The sequence below is a fragment of the Paenibacillus sp. fava2 genome (genome assembly GCF_058313675.1).
The window spans coordinates 2,409,684-2,423,304 of sequence record NZ_CM177755.1 but is presented as its reverse complement, the minus strand read 5'-3'; the positions used below and the strand labels follow the sequence as shown (position 1 = coordinate 2,423,304).

19 protein-coding genes and 1 pseudogene are annotated in these 13,621 nt (G+C 47.6%); 3 read left to right on the top strand and 17 right to left on the bottom strand.

Annotated elements, in window-relative coordinates:
• Positions 1-157: 157 nt before the first annotated feature.
• Positions 158-364: pseudogene (locus AC4G46_RS10160) on the bottom strand (manganese catalase family protein); the annotation flags it as partial.
• 27 nt (positions 365-391) lie between these two features.
• A complete protein-coding gene (locus tag AC4G46_RS10155; protein WP_491127827.1) occupies positions 392-601 on the bottom strand; it encodes a helix-turn-helix domain-containing protein in 210 nt (69 codons plus the stop codon).
• Positions 602-818: 217 nt separating this feature from the next.
• Between AC4G46_RS10155 and AC4G46_RS10150 the strand changes: the two genes are divergently transcribed.
• A complete protein-coding gene (locus AC4G46_RS10150) occupies positions 819-1,052 on the top strand; it encodes a helix-turn-helix domain-containing protein (protein WP_491127826.1) in 234 nt (77 codons plus the stop codon).
• 227 nt (positions 1,053-1,279) lie between these two features.
• Here AC4G46_RS10150 and AC4G46_RS10145 read toward each other — a convergent pair whose 3' ends face one another.
• From AC4G46_RS10145 to AC4G46_RS10135, 3 genes are all read right to left on the bottom strand, one after another.
• The gene (locus tag AC4G46_RS10145) at positions 1,280-1,672 is read right to left on the bottom strand and encodes a LytTR family transcriptional regulator DNA-binding domain-containing protein (RefSeq protein ID WP_491127825.1); all 393 of its coding nucleotides are present in this window, start codon (positions 1,670-1,672) and stop codon (positions 1,280-1,282) included.
• A gap of 104 nt (positions 1,673-1,776) precedes the next feature.
• Positions 1,777-2,337, bottom strand: coding sequence for an accessory gene regulator B family protein (locus AC4G46_RS10140; RefSeq protein ID WP_491127824.1), 561 nt, complete (start codon positions 2,335-2,337; stop codon positions 1,777-1,779).
• Entirely contained in the window at positions 2,334-3,014 is a 681-nt protein-coding gene (locus tag AC4G46_RS10135) for a hypothetical protein (RefSeq protein WP_491127823.1), read from the bottom strand. Before AC4G46_RS10135 ends, AC4G46_RS10140 begins: the two co-directional genes overlap by 4 nt.
• A 560-nt stretch (positions 3,015-3,574) precedes the next feature.
• On the opposite strand from AC4G46_RS10135, the gene AC4G46_RS10130 reads away from it, so the two are divergent.
• A complete protein-coding gene (locus tag AC4G46_RS10130) occupies positions 3,575-3,769 on the top strand; it encodes a helix-turn-helix domain-containing protein (protein ID WP_491127822.1) in 195 nt (64 codons plus the stop codon).
• Between the two features lie 11 nt (positions 3,770-3,780).
• On the opposite strand, the gene AC4G46_RS10125 is transcribed toward AC4G46_RS10130, so the two are convergent.
• Positions 3,781-4,176, bottom strand: a complete 396-nt coding sequence (locus AC4G46_RS10125) for a YhjD family protein (RefSeq protein WP_491127821.1) — start codon at positions 4,174-4,176, stop codon at positions 3,781-3,783.
• Positions 4,177-4,349: 173 nt separating this feature from the next.
• Between AC4G46_RS10125 and AC4G46_RS10120 the strand changes: the two genes are divergently transcribed.
• On the top strand, positions 4,350-4,955 hold the full coding sequence (locus AC4G46_RS10120; protein WP_491127820.1) for an Ltp family lipoprotein: 606 nt from the start codon (positions 4,350-4,352) through the stop codon (positions 4,953-4,955).
• Between the two features lie 62 nt (positions 4,956-5,017).
• On the opposite strand, the gene AC4G46_RS10115 is transcribed toward AC4G46_RS10120, so the two are convergent.
• From AC4G46_RS10115 to AC4G46_RS10065, 11 genes are all read right to left on the bottom strand, one after another.
• Positions 5,018-5,836, bottom strand: coding sequence for a glycoside hydrolase family 73 protein (locus AC4G46_RS10115; RefSeq protein ID WP_491127819.1), 819 nt, complete (start codon positions 5,834-5,836; stop codon positions 5,018-5,020).
• On the bottom strand, positions 5,833-6,294 hold the full coding sequence (locus AC4G46_RS10110; RefSeq protein ID WP_491127818.1) for a phage holin family protein: 462 nt from the start codon (positions 6,292-6,294) through the stop codon (positions 5,833-5,835). The genes AC4G46_RS10115 and AC4G46_RS10110 overlap by 4 nt, the downstream gene beginning before the upstream one ends.
• A gap of 78 nt (positions 6,295-6,372) precedes the next feature.
• Entirely contained in the window at positions 6,373-6,477 is a 105-nt protein-coding gene (locus AC4G46_RS10105; RefSeq protein ID WP_491127817.1) for a CD1375 family protein, read from the bottom strand.
• Entirely contained in the window at positions 6,470-7,102 is a 633-nt protein-coding gene (locus AC4G46_RS10100; RefSeq protein ID WP_491127816.1) for a hypothetical protein, read from the bottom strand. The genes AC4G46_RS10105 and AC4G46_RS10100 overlap by 8 nt, the downstream gene beginning before the upstream one ends.
• A gap of 95 nt (positions 7,103-7,197) precedes the next feature.
• On the bottom strand, positions 7,198-9,942 hold the full coding sequence (locus AC4G46_RS10095; RefSeq protein WP_491127815.1) for a hypothetical protein: 2,745 nt from the start codon (positions 9,940-9,942) through the stop codon (positions 7,198-7,200).
• Positions 9,943-9,954: 12 nt separating this feature from the next.
• Positions 9,955-10,578 carry a hypothetical protein gene (locus tag AC4G46_RS10090; protein ID WP_491127814.1) on the bottom strand — a complete coding sequence of 208 codons (624 nt, stop codon included), beginning with the start codon at positions 10,576-10,578 and terminating at the stop codon, positions 9,955-9,957.
• Between the two features lie 10 nt (positions 10,579-10,588).
• Positions 10,589-11,764 (bottom strand): baseplate J/gp47 family protein, encoded by a 1,176-nt coding sequence (locus AC4G46_RS10085; protein ID WP_491127813.1) that lies wholly within the window; start codon positions 11,762-11,764, stop codon positions 10,589-10,591.
• Positions 11,754-12,119, bottom strand: a complete 366-nt coding sequence (locus tag AC4G46_RS10080; protein ID WP_491127812.1) for a contractile injection system sheath initiator — start codon at positions 12,117-12,119, stop codon at positions 11,754-11,756. The genes AC4G46_RS10085 and AC4G46_RS10080 overlap by 11 nt, the downstream gene beginning before the upstream one ends.
• Positions 12,107-12,517: a Gp138 family membrane-puncturing spike protein gene (locus tag AC4G46_RS10075; protein WP_491127811.1), complete on the bottom strand. Its 411-nt coding sequence runs from the start codon at positions 12,515-12,517 to the stop codon at positions 12,107-12,109. The genes AC4G46_RS10080 and AC4G46_RS10075 overlap by 13 nt, the downstream gene beginning before the upstream one ends.
• Positions 12,514-13,308, bottom strand: a complete 795-nt coding sequence (locus AC4G46_RS10070) for a phage protein (RefSeq protein WP_491127810.1) — start codon at positions 13,306-13,308, stop codon at positions 12,514-12,516. Before AC4G46_RS10070 ends, AC4G46_RS10075 begins: the two co-directional genes overlap by 4 nt.
• Entirely contained in the window at positions 13,301-13,621 is a 321-nt protein-coding gene (locus AC4G46_RS10065) for a phage baseplate plug family protein (RefSeq protein WP_491127809.1), read from the bottom strand. Before AC4G46_RS10065 ends, AC4G46_RS10070 begins: the two co-directional genes overlap by 8 nt.

Below are 13,621 nucleotides of genomic sequence, written 5' to 3'. Positions count from 1 at the left end.
TTCCTTTTTGATTGAATTATCGGATAACCACCACTTAATATGTATATTTTTTCAAAAATATTAAGGAAACTGTACTAAAAAAACACACCGTCGGTAACGACGATGTGTGAATACGTTATGATTCTAAAATTTAGTGTCGAATAAACATGCTTACTTTCTAGAAGACCCGCTTCTTGTCCTTCTCCTCCATCAGGATCTGCACAGACTCCTTGAACCGGATCGCGTGGATAATCTCCCGCTCGCGGAGGAATTTCAAGCTGTCCTGCAGGTCCACATCATCCGTCATGTCAATCAGCCACTGGTATGTAGCCCGGGCTTTTTCCTCGGCGGCAATGTCCTCATACAGATCCGCGATCGGATCACCTTATGTACTGTGAGACACAACTTTTCTTTAACTCCATTTAATCATATGTGTGGGCATATCATAAAGCTTAGCTAACTTTGCAGCTGCTTGAACCGGGACTGTTTCGGGGTTCTTCTCAAAGAATCTAAGCGAATCTTCGGCAATACCCAGCATAAAAGAGGATTCAGCTAGGCTGTATCCAATTTTCTCTCTTAACTCAGATAAGGTAAATTTATTTTTTGTATCAACTGTGTTCATATTTGTCACTCCTTGATTCACAATAGTAAGATAATTTTTTTCGAAAAATAAAGTTATAATTTTTCTGCATTGGATGTTAGACTAAAGACGGATAATTTCAAAAGTCATTATGTAGGGTGCGTCTGCCAGGACGCGCCCTTTTTCTGTGTTGTAAAACATGCTATAATTCAAAAAATATAATCACCTCTTTCCTAATACATTGTTATAGGGAGCGCATATGGGCACACTCATCTTAGGGGAGTGCCAACTACGTAAGATTCGCAAAGCCAATAAATTGACTCAAGTCGAGCTGTGCGAAGCTTTAAAAACAAAGTACGGAATCGTTGCTTCTGACACCTTGATCTCCGAATATGAAAAGGGATATAAAATACTGAATCCACTTATCAGTCGGGCCCTTTGTGAAATCTTAGGATGTACAGAATCCGATCTTTACGAGTTTATTACAACGTAGTGGCACGGAGTAGTTTTCTACTCCCCATAAGATAAAATCCCGCAAAGTGGTGGAACGTTTTTTTGTCAATAAAAATTCGCAGCGCGAACCCCGTATTACTATTTAATCCCATAATGGGCTGATTGTCTAACATCATTCAATAGACGAACAAATTGGTTCGACAGCAAAAAACGACACAAATATCATTCATTTCGTGTTATAATTTACAATTGAAGTAAAAAGGCCGCTCAAAAGAGCGACCTTTTTTTTGGGATTTGCAGCGCATATCGTTTCACCATTTCTGGATACTCACCGGCAAACATTTTGTACTTCGCTTCCGACATTAAGCACCTTATCGTCTTTTCATCATCAAAGTAGATAATCTTTAGCAACGTATCAATACTGTATATTTTATCAACATTAACGGAGTTACTTCTATCAACAATGCGGAACGTAAATCCACTGGCATTAAGGATGTGAGTTACATATTCCATGCTGCCCATCGTATAAAACATGCCTTTCCACGTTGTAAAAATAACCCGATTAATCTTCGAATAATAAGACAGGTACAGTATTTCGTTGATCGGGAGTTGTACAACTCCCGAGTTACCTTCAGGATCGGTGGTCGCCGATATATTCATTCAATCAACCCCGGAATTTATTGAGTAGGTTTTTTGGTGGTTCAGGATTGTTAACGAACACCAAACTTGCTGGAACTACGGAAATGACAGCCAGCATAGCCAAGCTACTTGCCAGCACGTAATAAATCTGTTTTTTCATAGGCTCTACACCTCCCTTCGTTGATTACCAAAGTCAAAGATTGCACTAAATAGGCAATCGCTGCGGTGGATGATGGGAACAGAAAATTCAACATGACTAAGAGCATTGCAGCTATTTTTAAAACAGGATAGTACTTTTTTGGAATGATCGTTTGCTTTTCAATCCCTGATGGCGCAAGAATGAAAACAATTACTATACTCACCACGGAAAGCGAAGAAACCCAAACATCAGGCAAATGTATAAATGATAGAGCAGATGCTGCAGAAGCCGTTAATAAAGCACAGCCCATGCTAGACTTTATGTGCAGGCCACCGGTGAGCTGTCGTAGTATCGCAAAAGACTTCAGCAGAAGCAGCGCTTCAATTGTATTGCCGGTAAAAAGAGATACAACTATAGTGAGTCCTAGAACAGTAAAGAAATTCAATATGATGATTAATGAATGCCGTAAATTTTCGACCGGCGCTGGATGATCCGGGACAACCGACTTGATGTGAAGAGCTATCTTAGTTGCAGCTGTTTCGATCATTTATTGGTTTTCGGCTCCTTTTTTAGAGAATAGTAAATGAATAACGCTGCTGCTGCTCCAAAGAAAACAATATTAATCCGAATGTCTCGCTGATACATAATGAAGGCCGTAAAAATGAAACTGCAGGCAATTGCCGACACTAAAAAGATATGTTCTTTTTGAAAGCGCAGCTTCTCAAACGGGGCACTAAATCCGTATCCAAATTTGTAAAGCAACCAAGAGAGCACAAATACTGTTATAGCCGTAATTAGCTGTAACTTTTCCCCGTTGCTTGTACCGCCTTGATAACCCTCCCCGTTCGAGTAAAGCGCAGTAATTAGTACTGCTTGTATAGCTGCATATACAAAGAATCCAGAGCAGGCAATAATCGCAGACCATAAAATGGGTATTCTCACCACTGCCGCCAATAAAAAAACAAAAAATAATATATTCACTACTGGAGCCAAGTAACCCAAATCTAGTTCATTGCGTAAGAAGAAGCTCTGTAAGCCCATGAGCAAAGCCGCCACGGATGCAGGCCAAACATATTCGAGAGCGTTTAGCCTAAAAATAGCCATCATAAAAACGAATGCAGCAAACATTTCAAGCGTAGAAAAAATTAAGAATGTAACAAAATTCCAGACTTCAAAATTGAGCACAACAACACCCCTGACATAATTTTCATCGAACGCAACCATTATACAACTCAAGCACTATTGGAGCATATCAAATTATGCAACATTTACTCCGACCATCGTCAGGCGGTGAAGTGGGCCGCATTACCCAGCGGCCCCGGGTAAACCATCAGCGCTTCTTTACTTTTACCAGTGCGGCGATTGACAGGACCAGCGCCGCCATACTGATAATCCAGGTGATAACATTAAGCATTCAATCCCTCCTACTGACTTATTGTTTCATTATTGCCTGTTATGGTAAGATTGGGTGGAGAGTAAGGGCGGCTACCCTTACCCTCCGGGAACCTATTTACGTTTGCCAGGGCGGCGGCGTTTTTTGGTTCCTTTTTTCTTTTCCTTTAGCAGCAGGTAAGCCGTATAACACTGAATGGCTGCTGTCAGGAGTTGCACCCAATCCTTCATCCAACCTCTCCTTTCCGGAAGTTTTTGTTTCACTTCCTGTATTTAATATATCACTTAATGTACTAATAGTCAAACGAAAAGTTTGACTTTCTGTATTTTATTTATTACTATAAGCACATAAGGATAAGGGAGGTGTAAGAATGCCGTTTTCTTATAAACCATTGAAGGTACTGCTGGCACAAAATGATCTAAAAAAAGGCGATTTAAAAACCCTCTTAGGCTTTGGCCCTTCAACAGTAGCAAAATTTGATAAAGGCGAGAATGTATCTATGGATGTAATTCATAAGCTTTGCACCTATTTCGATGTACAGCCTAACGATATTTTTGAATATGTAAAGGAACCCCCGCCCGAATGACGGCGGGTTGTTTATTTTAGATCATCCTTTAATGCAGAACCAAGTTCAGCCATATACTGAGTCAGCCTTTGGCTGATTTTTGTTCGAGTAATGTCCCTTGTCATACCGAATTCCTCTTGATAGCCGCGATAGTAAATCATGTAGTACAACAGAAAATCTTCTTGTCTGCCCGGCTCCACCCTTATGTTTCGCCGCTTAAACTCCATCTGGATTGTTTGTATGTCCTGAATAATTCGCTGCTGTATGTAGTGACCGGCTGTTAAGTACAGCTTTTTAAGCACATTGCCGGTATGCTCGATCTCCTCCACGCTCCGGTTAACCATCGCGTCTATATGCCTCAGCAGTATTAAATCCCGGGCCATTGTCCTTTCTTCAATAGACAGCATATTACTTGGTGCTTTATCCATGCTACCCCTCCGCGATATAAGAACATTTGTTTGTATTATAACCAGCAAAGGGATTTTTAAGCAATGTCTTAATTTGCCACACTCGCCATATTCGCATATTGTTCATAGTAAAATCTTCCTAATTCTGATAGACTAAATTTTGTTAATTATTATCAGATTTAGGGGGAACTTAATTGAAAAAGCCGCTTTATAAAAAATGGTGGTTCTGGGTGGTATTAATCCTTGTTATCGGTGCAATCGGTAGTATGGGCGATGACACAGAATCGGACGCTTCTGTCGAACCGCCAGTTGCAACCGAACAAGCTCAAGCCGTAATCGCAGAAAAGACCGAAGCTCCTGCTGCAACGCCATCCGCCGAAGAACTTAAAGCAATTGAAGAAGCAGCAAAAAAGGATGAAGCAGAGAAAAAGGCCCAGGATGAAGCCGATGCTAAGGCTGCTGCTGAAGAATTGGCCAAACAGGAAGCCGAAGCCAGTATTCCTCGTGAACATAAGGCAGCATTAAGAACTGCAGAGTCATATGCAGAATCCATGCACATGTCAAAGGCAGGCATATACGATCAGCTTACATCTGAATACGGTGAAAACTTCCCCAAAGAGGCAGCTAAATATGCTATCGACAACATCGTATATGACTGGAAGGAAAACGCACTTCTAACTGCACAATCATATGCTGAAATGAATATGTCAGATAAAGAGATTTACAATCAGCTAATTTCAGAATATGGGGAAAAGTTCACCAAAGAAGAAGCTCAGTATGCAGTAGATAACTTGAAATAAATAACCAAGCCCGTCAACCTTAACTGGTCGGCGGGCTTTTAAATTCCCATGCGTTTGGGATTTTACCTTTTGATTGCAGCCAGGCCCAGGCGATACAAAATCGTAATCAGCCGTGCCTCTGTATATGTCGCCTTATCCGGAGTATCGATAACCGGTTTACCATTAAGTACGGATGGAGTATTGGCCAAAGCCTTCAGCGCATCCTTGGCCCATTCCGGCGGTGTGGTATCTGTCAGCTCAAGCAATACCGTACCCAGCTCCTTGATATCGACGGCTTGCTGCAGGACCTGCTTTTTGAGTGTATCTTTACTGTTGACCAGGCTTTCCACGGCAAGCGCCAGCTCCTTCACCTCAGACCGCAACGTAACCAATTCTTGTTTTTCTGCTTGGGACAATTCGTCCGCCTCCTCTGCCTGCGCATCATATTGCGTCAGGTTATTTGATTGGATAATGCTCATAAGCTTGCTTGCATACGCCGGATCGGTAGCATAGCCGCAGGCGTATAACGCCGCTGTCTGCGCCTCCGGCGTGGTGGCGGCACATACACGGTCATAACGGGGCTTTGCAAATAACAAGTCCTGGTCCTTGTAAAAGTTGTATATGCTGCTGTACTTCCGCCAGTTCGCCGACGTATTAACCCGCACCCCGTTGTAAACCTCCCAAGTGCCGGTATTAATGCTACTGCCGTCCCAATAGGCGGTCGGCTTACCGCTGCCTACCTTATAACCGCCGAGGTTGTTCCAACTGTTAACCGTCCCGCCAGTCTCTAACCAGTTTTGAGCCAGCCGGACGCTGGGAAGCATTTTGCTCCCCTCTTTCCACACCTTAACGACAGTTGGAGCTAGCAGGGCAAAAAATGCCGCTTTGCTATATTTGGTCACTGTCCATCAACTCCCTTTCGTCCAGCTGCACGCTGAATCTTCTTCTCCAACTCGCTGCCGACCCATTTCAGCACTACCTCCATAACCGACAACGGCAACCAGTCACCCCAACCCGCACGAATCGAATTCGCCGTCATACTCTGCAGCACATGATAAAGGATACCTACCGCCAAAGCCCCGAAGATTACACCGGGCAGGCCGAACACCAAATCCAAGAAATGCCCGCCTGCTGGCAAGAGCAACATGAAGAACGTCCGAAAAATGCCATCAATGCCGTACTTGCTGGCATAGGTATTGTCTTTTTTAGCCGCCCTGATGCCAGACAGCCAATCCATTACGATAAAGAACACCAGCGCAATCATTGCGGTAAATACAGCGTCTGCCTCCCCATACATAAAATCAAACACCGGTAAAAGCAAAGCGCCTATCGTCGATGCTGCAAACTGCGGTTTTGTCAATTTCGTTCCCCCTCAAATTAAAAGCCCCCGGGTATCCGAGGGCAAAATAAAAACGCCTCAGTGGGCGCTTCCGGTTATCTATTCAACTTCCAGCAGAGCAGCTACTTCCGCCCGGATCACTTCCGGCACTTGGTCAATCGTCTTCAGGCCCTTTTTAATGAGGGATGCATATACCTTAGCCATTGTCTACTTCACCTCCCTCTGCAGCAGGCTGCTGCCCGGCCAGTACCAGCTCGTACAGCTCCGCGATTGCCAATTGAGTATCCAAGGTTTCGGATTGGGTAGCCTCCAGCGTCTGCTTGGTTGTCTGCAGTTCCTGCTTCGTGTCCTGCAGCTCATTCTTTGCCGCTTGCAGATCCTTTTGGCTGGCGCTAAGGGCTGACTTGGTATCGCCGAGCGCCGTCTCAGTCTCCAGCAGCCTGACCTGCGTGTCAGCGAGTACGGTTTGTGTATCGCTGAGCTGTGTGGTTGCTTCAGCCAGTTGATTTGCCGTATTCCGGCTGCTAAGTTCCACTTCGGACAGCCGCTGATCCAAGACGTTCATTTTGTCGTCAGCATACGTGAACTTCACTTCCCTGGTTGCCGGATCGACCCGGTAACTCTCACATTCTGCAAATTCTTTGCGGTATTGCCCATAATCCAGCTTGATCAGCCCGACCGTTTCCCGGACCCGCTCAGCCAGCTGCTTGTAACTGGCAAAGTCCTGGTCCTCTGTGGTTTCTACTGCACCCCGTCCGACTTGCTCTGGAATCAGTTGAATCACACTGCCGGTTGCCTTATTATAGTAAATCTTTGTTCCGATGTTCATATTCATTCTCCTCTACTTAATTTATGATTGCCTTGCCTTCGTCCCAACGGTTGTAATAAAAAAGCTACGGTTATGAGGCCTTTCTTGGTACTTTATTACGCGTATGCCGAATAAGTGATTAAGAAAATATCAGAAAACGTCGTATTTAGTGCGAACCCGCCGGAAGGCCAGGTGCTGGTGAATGCCCCGGTTTCCTGCAGCGCTCCCGTAGGGCTGCCATAACGTACACGATAAATCCATTCCCCGGCTACTCCCATGTATTGATAATAGAAGTCCCCGCGACTGAAGCTCAGGGATACAATCCTTACGGTAAAGCCAAGACCCGACACTGAAAAGTTTGCAGGCGGGGAAACAACCGCGTTAGTAGCGTACCTTGCCCCCTCGATCAGCGTACCAACAACACCAAAAATATTGACACCACTACGAATGTTGTTTGCCCTTAAGTTTCCCTCAACCGACTGCATCTGTGCGCTTGTTACCATGATTTCTCCAGGTCCAGCACCACCCTCGCGGTATCCCTTGCGCGGGTAAACCGCTAAGTTTCTGCTAGGCCACAACCCAACACCTTGAGCCACATCATCTCCTGCAGAGATAACGGGCATAGCGCCTTGCTTTCCAAAGATCATTCTGTCTGATCTCCAGTTACTAGCATCAGCCAATCCACCGTCCCAACTATGGATTGAAGAAACACCGTTATAGTATCCTTCTGGAGGATTGAGGAATAAATCCCCTCCGTTAACCGTTATGCCTATAGCGTCTTTGGTTAAACCCGCATGGTTGGGTATCGATCCCGAAACTGGCCCGTTTTCCTGCCCAACCGTGTAGCCGACCAATACTTGTGCAGGTCCCGCTGTTCCGTACTCACCCCCTTCACCCTGTAAGATAAAAGCCGTTCCGTCATAAACCAGCGTGTACACACCGCCGAGCGCCAAAGTCGGATTATTACCGTTTGGCTTTTTAATCGGCTTAGGTTCCAAGCTATTAACGCTGAGTGTATTGGGGCCTGTACTGGCTGCGTGAGTTTTGATCGTTACTCGAAGGCCGGGAGTCAGAGTAGCAACGGCCGGTGTAAAGTTTGCTCCGTAGCCACCAGCAGGGGCATTAAGTGTCCAAGCAAACATTAAAGCGCCTTGCACCACATCAGCCAAGGTCTTCCCCGCGTGCAGTTCAGTATTCAAATTAGTGACCATAGTTGATGATGTAACCTGAATTGGCGCTGTTCCAGTGGGGACTAATGAGTAAAAACGATTGGCGCTTAAAACACCATTTCCGTCCCTATATGGAATAGAATTCGGTGTTGTTCCATCGGTTCCGACATGATATCCATCCACCATGTCGGCGTTCAGGTTTGCTACCTGCGTAGTTGAAGTTACTTCTAATGGCGTTGTGCCTTGCGGTGCAGAAGAAATGAATCTCGCAGCGCCTACCCATCCGTCAACGTCTAATTCATAAATTGGATTAGTTTTCTTAATCCCTGTGAAACCACTTGGTAGAATGTAAACCCCCTTTCCACTAGCCCATCCGGTAGCGCTTGGGGAAAGAAACATTTTTGTTACTGAGTTACCATTTCCTAGTATACCGATAGAACCGAACTCGATTGAAGCGTCCAAGTTGTAAAAGAAGGTCCCACGCGCCCAATCGTTGCCGTCTGTCGGCGCTGAAACAAGCAGGTTTCCTCTGCGGACAGTAAGATTATTAAATTCCGGGGAAGCTGCTGCGCGAACGTCTTGGTTAAGATGGAATCCGTCTACCATGTCAACGTTCAGGTTATCAACCTTCGTCGTAGAATTTACTAGGAATGGTTGGTAACCTGCTGCCACTTCCGATATGAAGATATTAGCCACTACGTTTTTACTACCATTCCGCAGAACTACCGTGTTAGGGTCAGACGTAAACGAAGCGTGATACCCGTCCACCATATCGGCGTTCAGATTCGTTACTACCGTGCCGCTTGATACGACAAACGGTGCAACGCCAGGCGTTGCCCAAGATATTAATTGTCCCCCGCGAATGTTACCCGCTACGTCAAGGGCTTGTGTGGGGGAAATGGTTTTAATGCCTGTGTACCCGTTTGGCAATACATAAATTCCATAACTACTATCCCACGGGCTTGCTCCGTGTGCCATATATAGATGGGTCATGGTGGCCGCGCTATCTACGCTTTGCCCGAGAATGCCTATCCCCGCGAATGCGGACGCTTTGTCCTCACTCAGGTAATAGAATCCCCTTGCATAACCACCAGTCCCAGCAGTAGGCAAGGCATAATTAATGTGTGCGGTATCTATTAAAACTGTATTGGAACTCCCTTTTCCTACTATCAACCCCGAAAAGCTAGGAGCTGCCGTTGTTCTCACATCTTGATTAATTGAGTTTAATTTACCATTCCAGTTTGTGCGTTCGGCAGCTGTGATGTGAACGGTTGAATCTGCTGCATGATTGTTCAGATTTGACTGCACTGCATTGGCTTTTGTTGTTGCATCCTGAGCACCCGCTGCAATAGCCGCAGCTTGAGCACCTGCTGCTTTGTTACTGGCATCAGTCGCCGCCGCTGAGATTGCAGCTGCTTGCGCACTGTCTGCCTTTGCCTGCGCCCCTCCCGGTGTTTCCTTGCCGTTCCAGGTGTTGCGCTCGGCTGCAGTGATATGTGCAGTGCCGTCAGCCTTATGCGCACTTAATACAGTTCTGATTTCGGCCAGTGCTTTAAACGTGCGGGTAAAAAGCCAGTTCAACCAACCAGCAGGCGGCTTATCATTAACCTGCCAGCCCGTACTCTTTTTGGACGCGGGCGGCTCAATGCCCGCCTGCTGCCATTCTGGTAATTGCTCGTTAAAATCTGCCAATGCTGTTCCCCCTTAAATCGGCAGTGGATAATCCTCGCCGGGCACGTAAACCTCACCCAGCTCCCCGCCTGTTGTCATATCTGGATCGGCCAGACCCAAAGGGCTTGTCTCAAGTTCTCCATAAACTGAAGATAGAGCGAACGTCCCGGCCAGCTCGATTTGCGCCACCCGCACGCCTGCGGCGACTGTCTTCTGCACAATCCGCGCAAATTGAAAAGGCGACATGCCCACTTCGTTCAGCCGCCTTGTTGGTACTCGTATTAAGTTGATTGCCGCAGGCTCCGGCTCCATTGAATCATTGTATTTTTCCTGGATTCGTATGTCTGAATAGTCACAGTCCAAAGCAATAGCCAGCACCCGGATGATGGTATTAATGTCCGTCTTGGACAAGTTCCGTGCAATCTTGGATTTAAGCAGTACCCGGTACACCTCATCCGTTGCCGCTCCGCGCGGCTGCACAATGTTGGTGCCGATACGGTCCAGCGTCGTGCCCTGCGCAGCGTCGATGCTGCGCCAATCCCGTATCCGAGTGAACGTCTCGTCCAGAGAAGCCAACTCGCTGTGCAAAATGCCGATCAGCTTCCCCAAGTTGCTTTCGGGGCTTTTATTGTAGGTGTCGGCAAAGCGCCGGAGCATATCCTTTACGCTAAAAATGGCTGCTCACCTCAATCAGCGCCGCTGTTGTCTGCGCTACCTCATAAGGCTGTAAAACCACGTTTCCGCTCCCCAAGCTACCAGCAGCCTTGCCAACGGTCAGAGTTATATCCTCAACGCCCTCCACGCTGTACACCGCGCTGATGTTACGTGTATAAATGACGGAAGCACCCATGCTCAACCCGTTGTAATAGGAGCCTGCCGCGTCAGTGCCTCCAATGTAACGGATAAGCGCTCCACGAATCTGCTCATCACCATCTGCTGGATACTGGTCATTTTTCGTGACAGACACAGATACTCTTATCAGGACTTCTGCAGCCCGCGAAAACTTGACGATATGCATCTGCTTGCCCAAATCCTCCACCTGCTTACTAATAGAGCCGTGCGGTTCGATGCCACCCGATTTAGTGGCAAAAATGGTTTCGGCTATCTCCTGCTCTTCGCCGCCCAGCACGTATGCTTCGAATGATTTCGGCGGTCGTCCGGCGCTGTCCGGTGTCATGCTGTTATTCTCGATCACTGTCGCTGCTCGAACTGCAGGCATACGCAGCAGCGCCCCCCGGATGGCATCCACGGATGCCGCGCCGCCTCCCGCTACCGACTGGTCAAAGCGATTACGAAACTCCGCGTCCGTCTCTTTTTCCCTTCCTCCAGTCGTCGGTGCTGGATTCGAAATACTGAAAACGTCCGGCACTGGGTTTACTACTACCGTAATCATTCCAGCTGCCAAGTTGCCCCCGGAGCCAGCGTCCAGCGCTTCAATCCCTACAGTGCCGCTCCCATTGGTAAGCGTCACAGCCGCTGTAGTCTCAAATGTGATGCCAGAGCCGGTTGAGCCTCTGAACCCAGCCGCCACGGTGTAACCAGGTGTCCCGGTAATCCTCAATTGCCCCGTTGCCCATTGTTCAAGGGTACGGGTGATGCCGACCTGCGGCCCCAGCCGGTCCAGGTTGTTGCCGGTTGCCGTCGGAATGTAGCCGCTGTTATATACGTCCTCGGCTGTTCCCCAAATTATTGCCAGGAACCAAGCGAAAATCCGCAGGATAATGCCTAAAGGAGACCGGACAGAGGTATTGACCGTATCCCCGAATGCTTCCTTCGCCTTGGCCTCCATCTGCGCAAACAGATCATCAAAGCGCAGTCGCTTAAATCCGGTGCTATCCAACAACGGTCTCAACCCCCTCTATCGTTACAATGTCGCCATTCACCGCCGTTGCGGTAAAGTCCGCTGTAAACGTTCGTTTCGCCCTGTCGAAAGTGACTGTTACCGTGTCCACGGTTTGGATTCGCGGCTCCTGCAGGACTCCAGCAGTAAGTTCGTCGCGGATTTCCTCCTCCGTCACTCCCTTTCCTGTAATCCGAGCAAAATCAATGCCCATATCCGGGTCAAGGAACCATTCCCCCTTATTGGTTCCTGCGGCCAGCTCGCCGCACTGAGCTATTTCCTTCGGGCCGGTTAGCAGCTGCAGCTCCCCGCCCTCAATCACCAAATCCCCGGAAGCATCCAGTTTTAAAGACTGCATGGCATCACCCCCACAATCACGGCATCATTACGGCTGTGTCGCCGTCCGCTATCCGGCGCGGCGACTTGCCCGCTCAACGTATTTTTTATTTCCGCATCGGCACAGACAATATAAACGGTGTCTCCCCGATCCAACTGCGGGCGCAAGATAGCAACAACCTCCTGCAGCCCGCTGCCCAAATCTATTTCAAATTTAACTTTATGGCCCATGACTGGCACGGACATAATTTGTGCCGGTTGTGCGCCGGACAGTTTAAGCAAGGGCTGCACATCAGCAATCAGCCGTTCCGCGTCGAAGGAAATGACTCTGCACGGCATGGCGACATTGATATTGTCACTGCCCTTTAGCCGCTGCTCAAGTAATATCTTAGCCAGTGTACCTGCTGGATTTTTACTCACATAATCGCCTCCATCTCAGTGATAAAATCCCCTGCACGGGATAACGAATGGGAGCCGCTGCGGACATACAGTTTCCCCGACCACTCTCTGCAGGTCAGATTTATGACGGATGCCGTTGTTATCCGGTGCTGAAGTTGTGCTTGGATTTTGTATCCCTGGATGCCGTTATCCTCAAAATATTCCGGGCTTCCAATCAGGCCCGTTTCTGGCGACAAATCAAAAACCCCGTCAGCGCCGCTGCGGAGATTACGTACATATAGTTTGCTCTTATTGATATAACAGGAAGTGCCGCAGTCCTTGCAAACCTCTGCGATAATGTCCGTAACCGGACCCTTTGCTGAATAGCCCTCCTGGTATCGGTAATCCTGATTCAGCGTCATTTGAGCAACCGGCAGGCCGATGTACCCAGCCATCTGCTTGATAATGGCGCTGGCAAGCGTTCCCTTGGCGAACGCAATTTCGGTTACCTCTCGTTTACTCAGGTCCTCGCTGTCCAGCACATGAATGGTCGTTACCTTGTCCACACCTTCCCATTTGGTTCGTACGTTAGAGATTCGGCCATGCAGGACTAAACCAACATCCCCGGTATACCCCGCATTGACCATGATAACGGCATTGCGTTTGATGTTGTTTATGGTGGACTGAGACAGGTTCCAGAGCCGCAGCTCCGCTTCATTGGGCAACGCATCGTTATCAAATGGAATATTCCCTTCCATATTGTACTTCGCCAGCGCAAAGGACATGTTGTCTGTCATAATCTCCGCGATACGGCCATAATTGATTTTAGCCATCAGAAGCACCGTCCCACAGATAGAGAAAGACGCTCACACCGAGCGTCTCCCATGTTACATCTGAACTTTGCTCCGACTGGTCATAAGCCACAATGGGCACTTTGGGGTATCGGTGATCCTGAACATCATAAAAGAGCGTCTGCCCGTAAACCAGCTTCTCCCCGTAAACTAATGCCGCTCCGTCCCGGTACAGATCGACCGTGAAAAAGTCATAGTCCGGGTTGTAATGGATCTCCCAAGAAAAAACTTCATCGGCAATGGAAATATCAAAGCGATACGGGATAAGGTCTTTCTCAATATTGATGTATTCCAT

Coding starts and splice junctions, on each gene's coding strand:
- AC4G46_RS10155 (WP_491127827.1), bottom strand. CDS start 601: ATGAACACAGTTGATACAAAAAATAAATTTACCTTATCTGAGTTAAGA.
- AC4G46_RS10150 (WP_491127826.1), top strand. CDS start 819: ATGGGCACACTCATCTTAGGGGAGTGCCAACTACGTAAGATTCGCAAA.
- AC4G46_RS10145 (WP_491127825.1), bottom strand. CDS start 1,672: ATGAATATATCGGCGACCACCGATCCTGAAGGTAACTCGGGAGTTGTA.
- AC4G46_RS10140 (WP_491127824.1), bottom strand. CDS start 2,337: ATGATCGAAACAGCTGCAACTAAGATAGCTCTTCACATCAAGTCGGTT.
- AC4G46_RS10135 (WP_491127823.1), bottom strand. CDS start 3,014: ATGGTTGCGTTCGATGAAAATTATGTCAGGGGTGTTGTTGTGCTCAAT.
- AC4G46_RS10125 (WP_491127821.1), bottom strand. CDS start 4,176: ATGGATAAAGCACCAAGTAATATGCTGTCTATTGAAGAAAGGACAATG.
- AC4G46_RS10105 (WP_491127817.1), bottom strand. CDS start 6,477: ATGGCTAAGGTATATGCATCCCTCATTAAAAAGGGCCTGAAGACGATT.
- AC4G46_RS10100 (WP_491127816.1), bottom strand. CDS start 7,102: ATGAACATCGGAACAAAGATTTACTATAATAAGGCAACCGGCAGTGTG.
- AC4G46_RS10090 (WP_491127814.1), bottom strand. CDS start 10,578: ATGCTCCGGCGCTTTGCCGACACCTACAATAAAAGCCCCGAAAGCAAC.
- AC4G46_RS10080 (WP_491127812.1), bottom strand. CDS start 12,119: ATGCAGTCTTTAAAACTGGATGCTTCCGGGGATTTGGTGATTGAGGGC.
- AC4G46_RS10070 (WP_491127810.1), bottom strand. CDS start 13,308: ATGGCTAAAATCAATTATGGCCGTATCGCGGAGATTATGACAGACAAC.
- AC4G46_RS10065 (WP_491127809.1), bottom strand. CDS start 13,621: ATGGAATACATCAATATTGAGAAAGACCTTATCCCGTATCGCTTTGAT.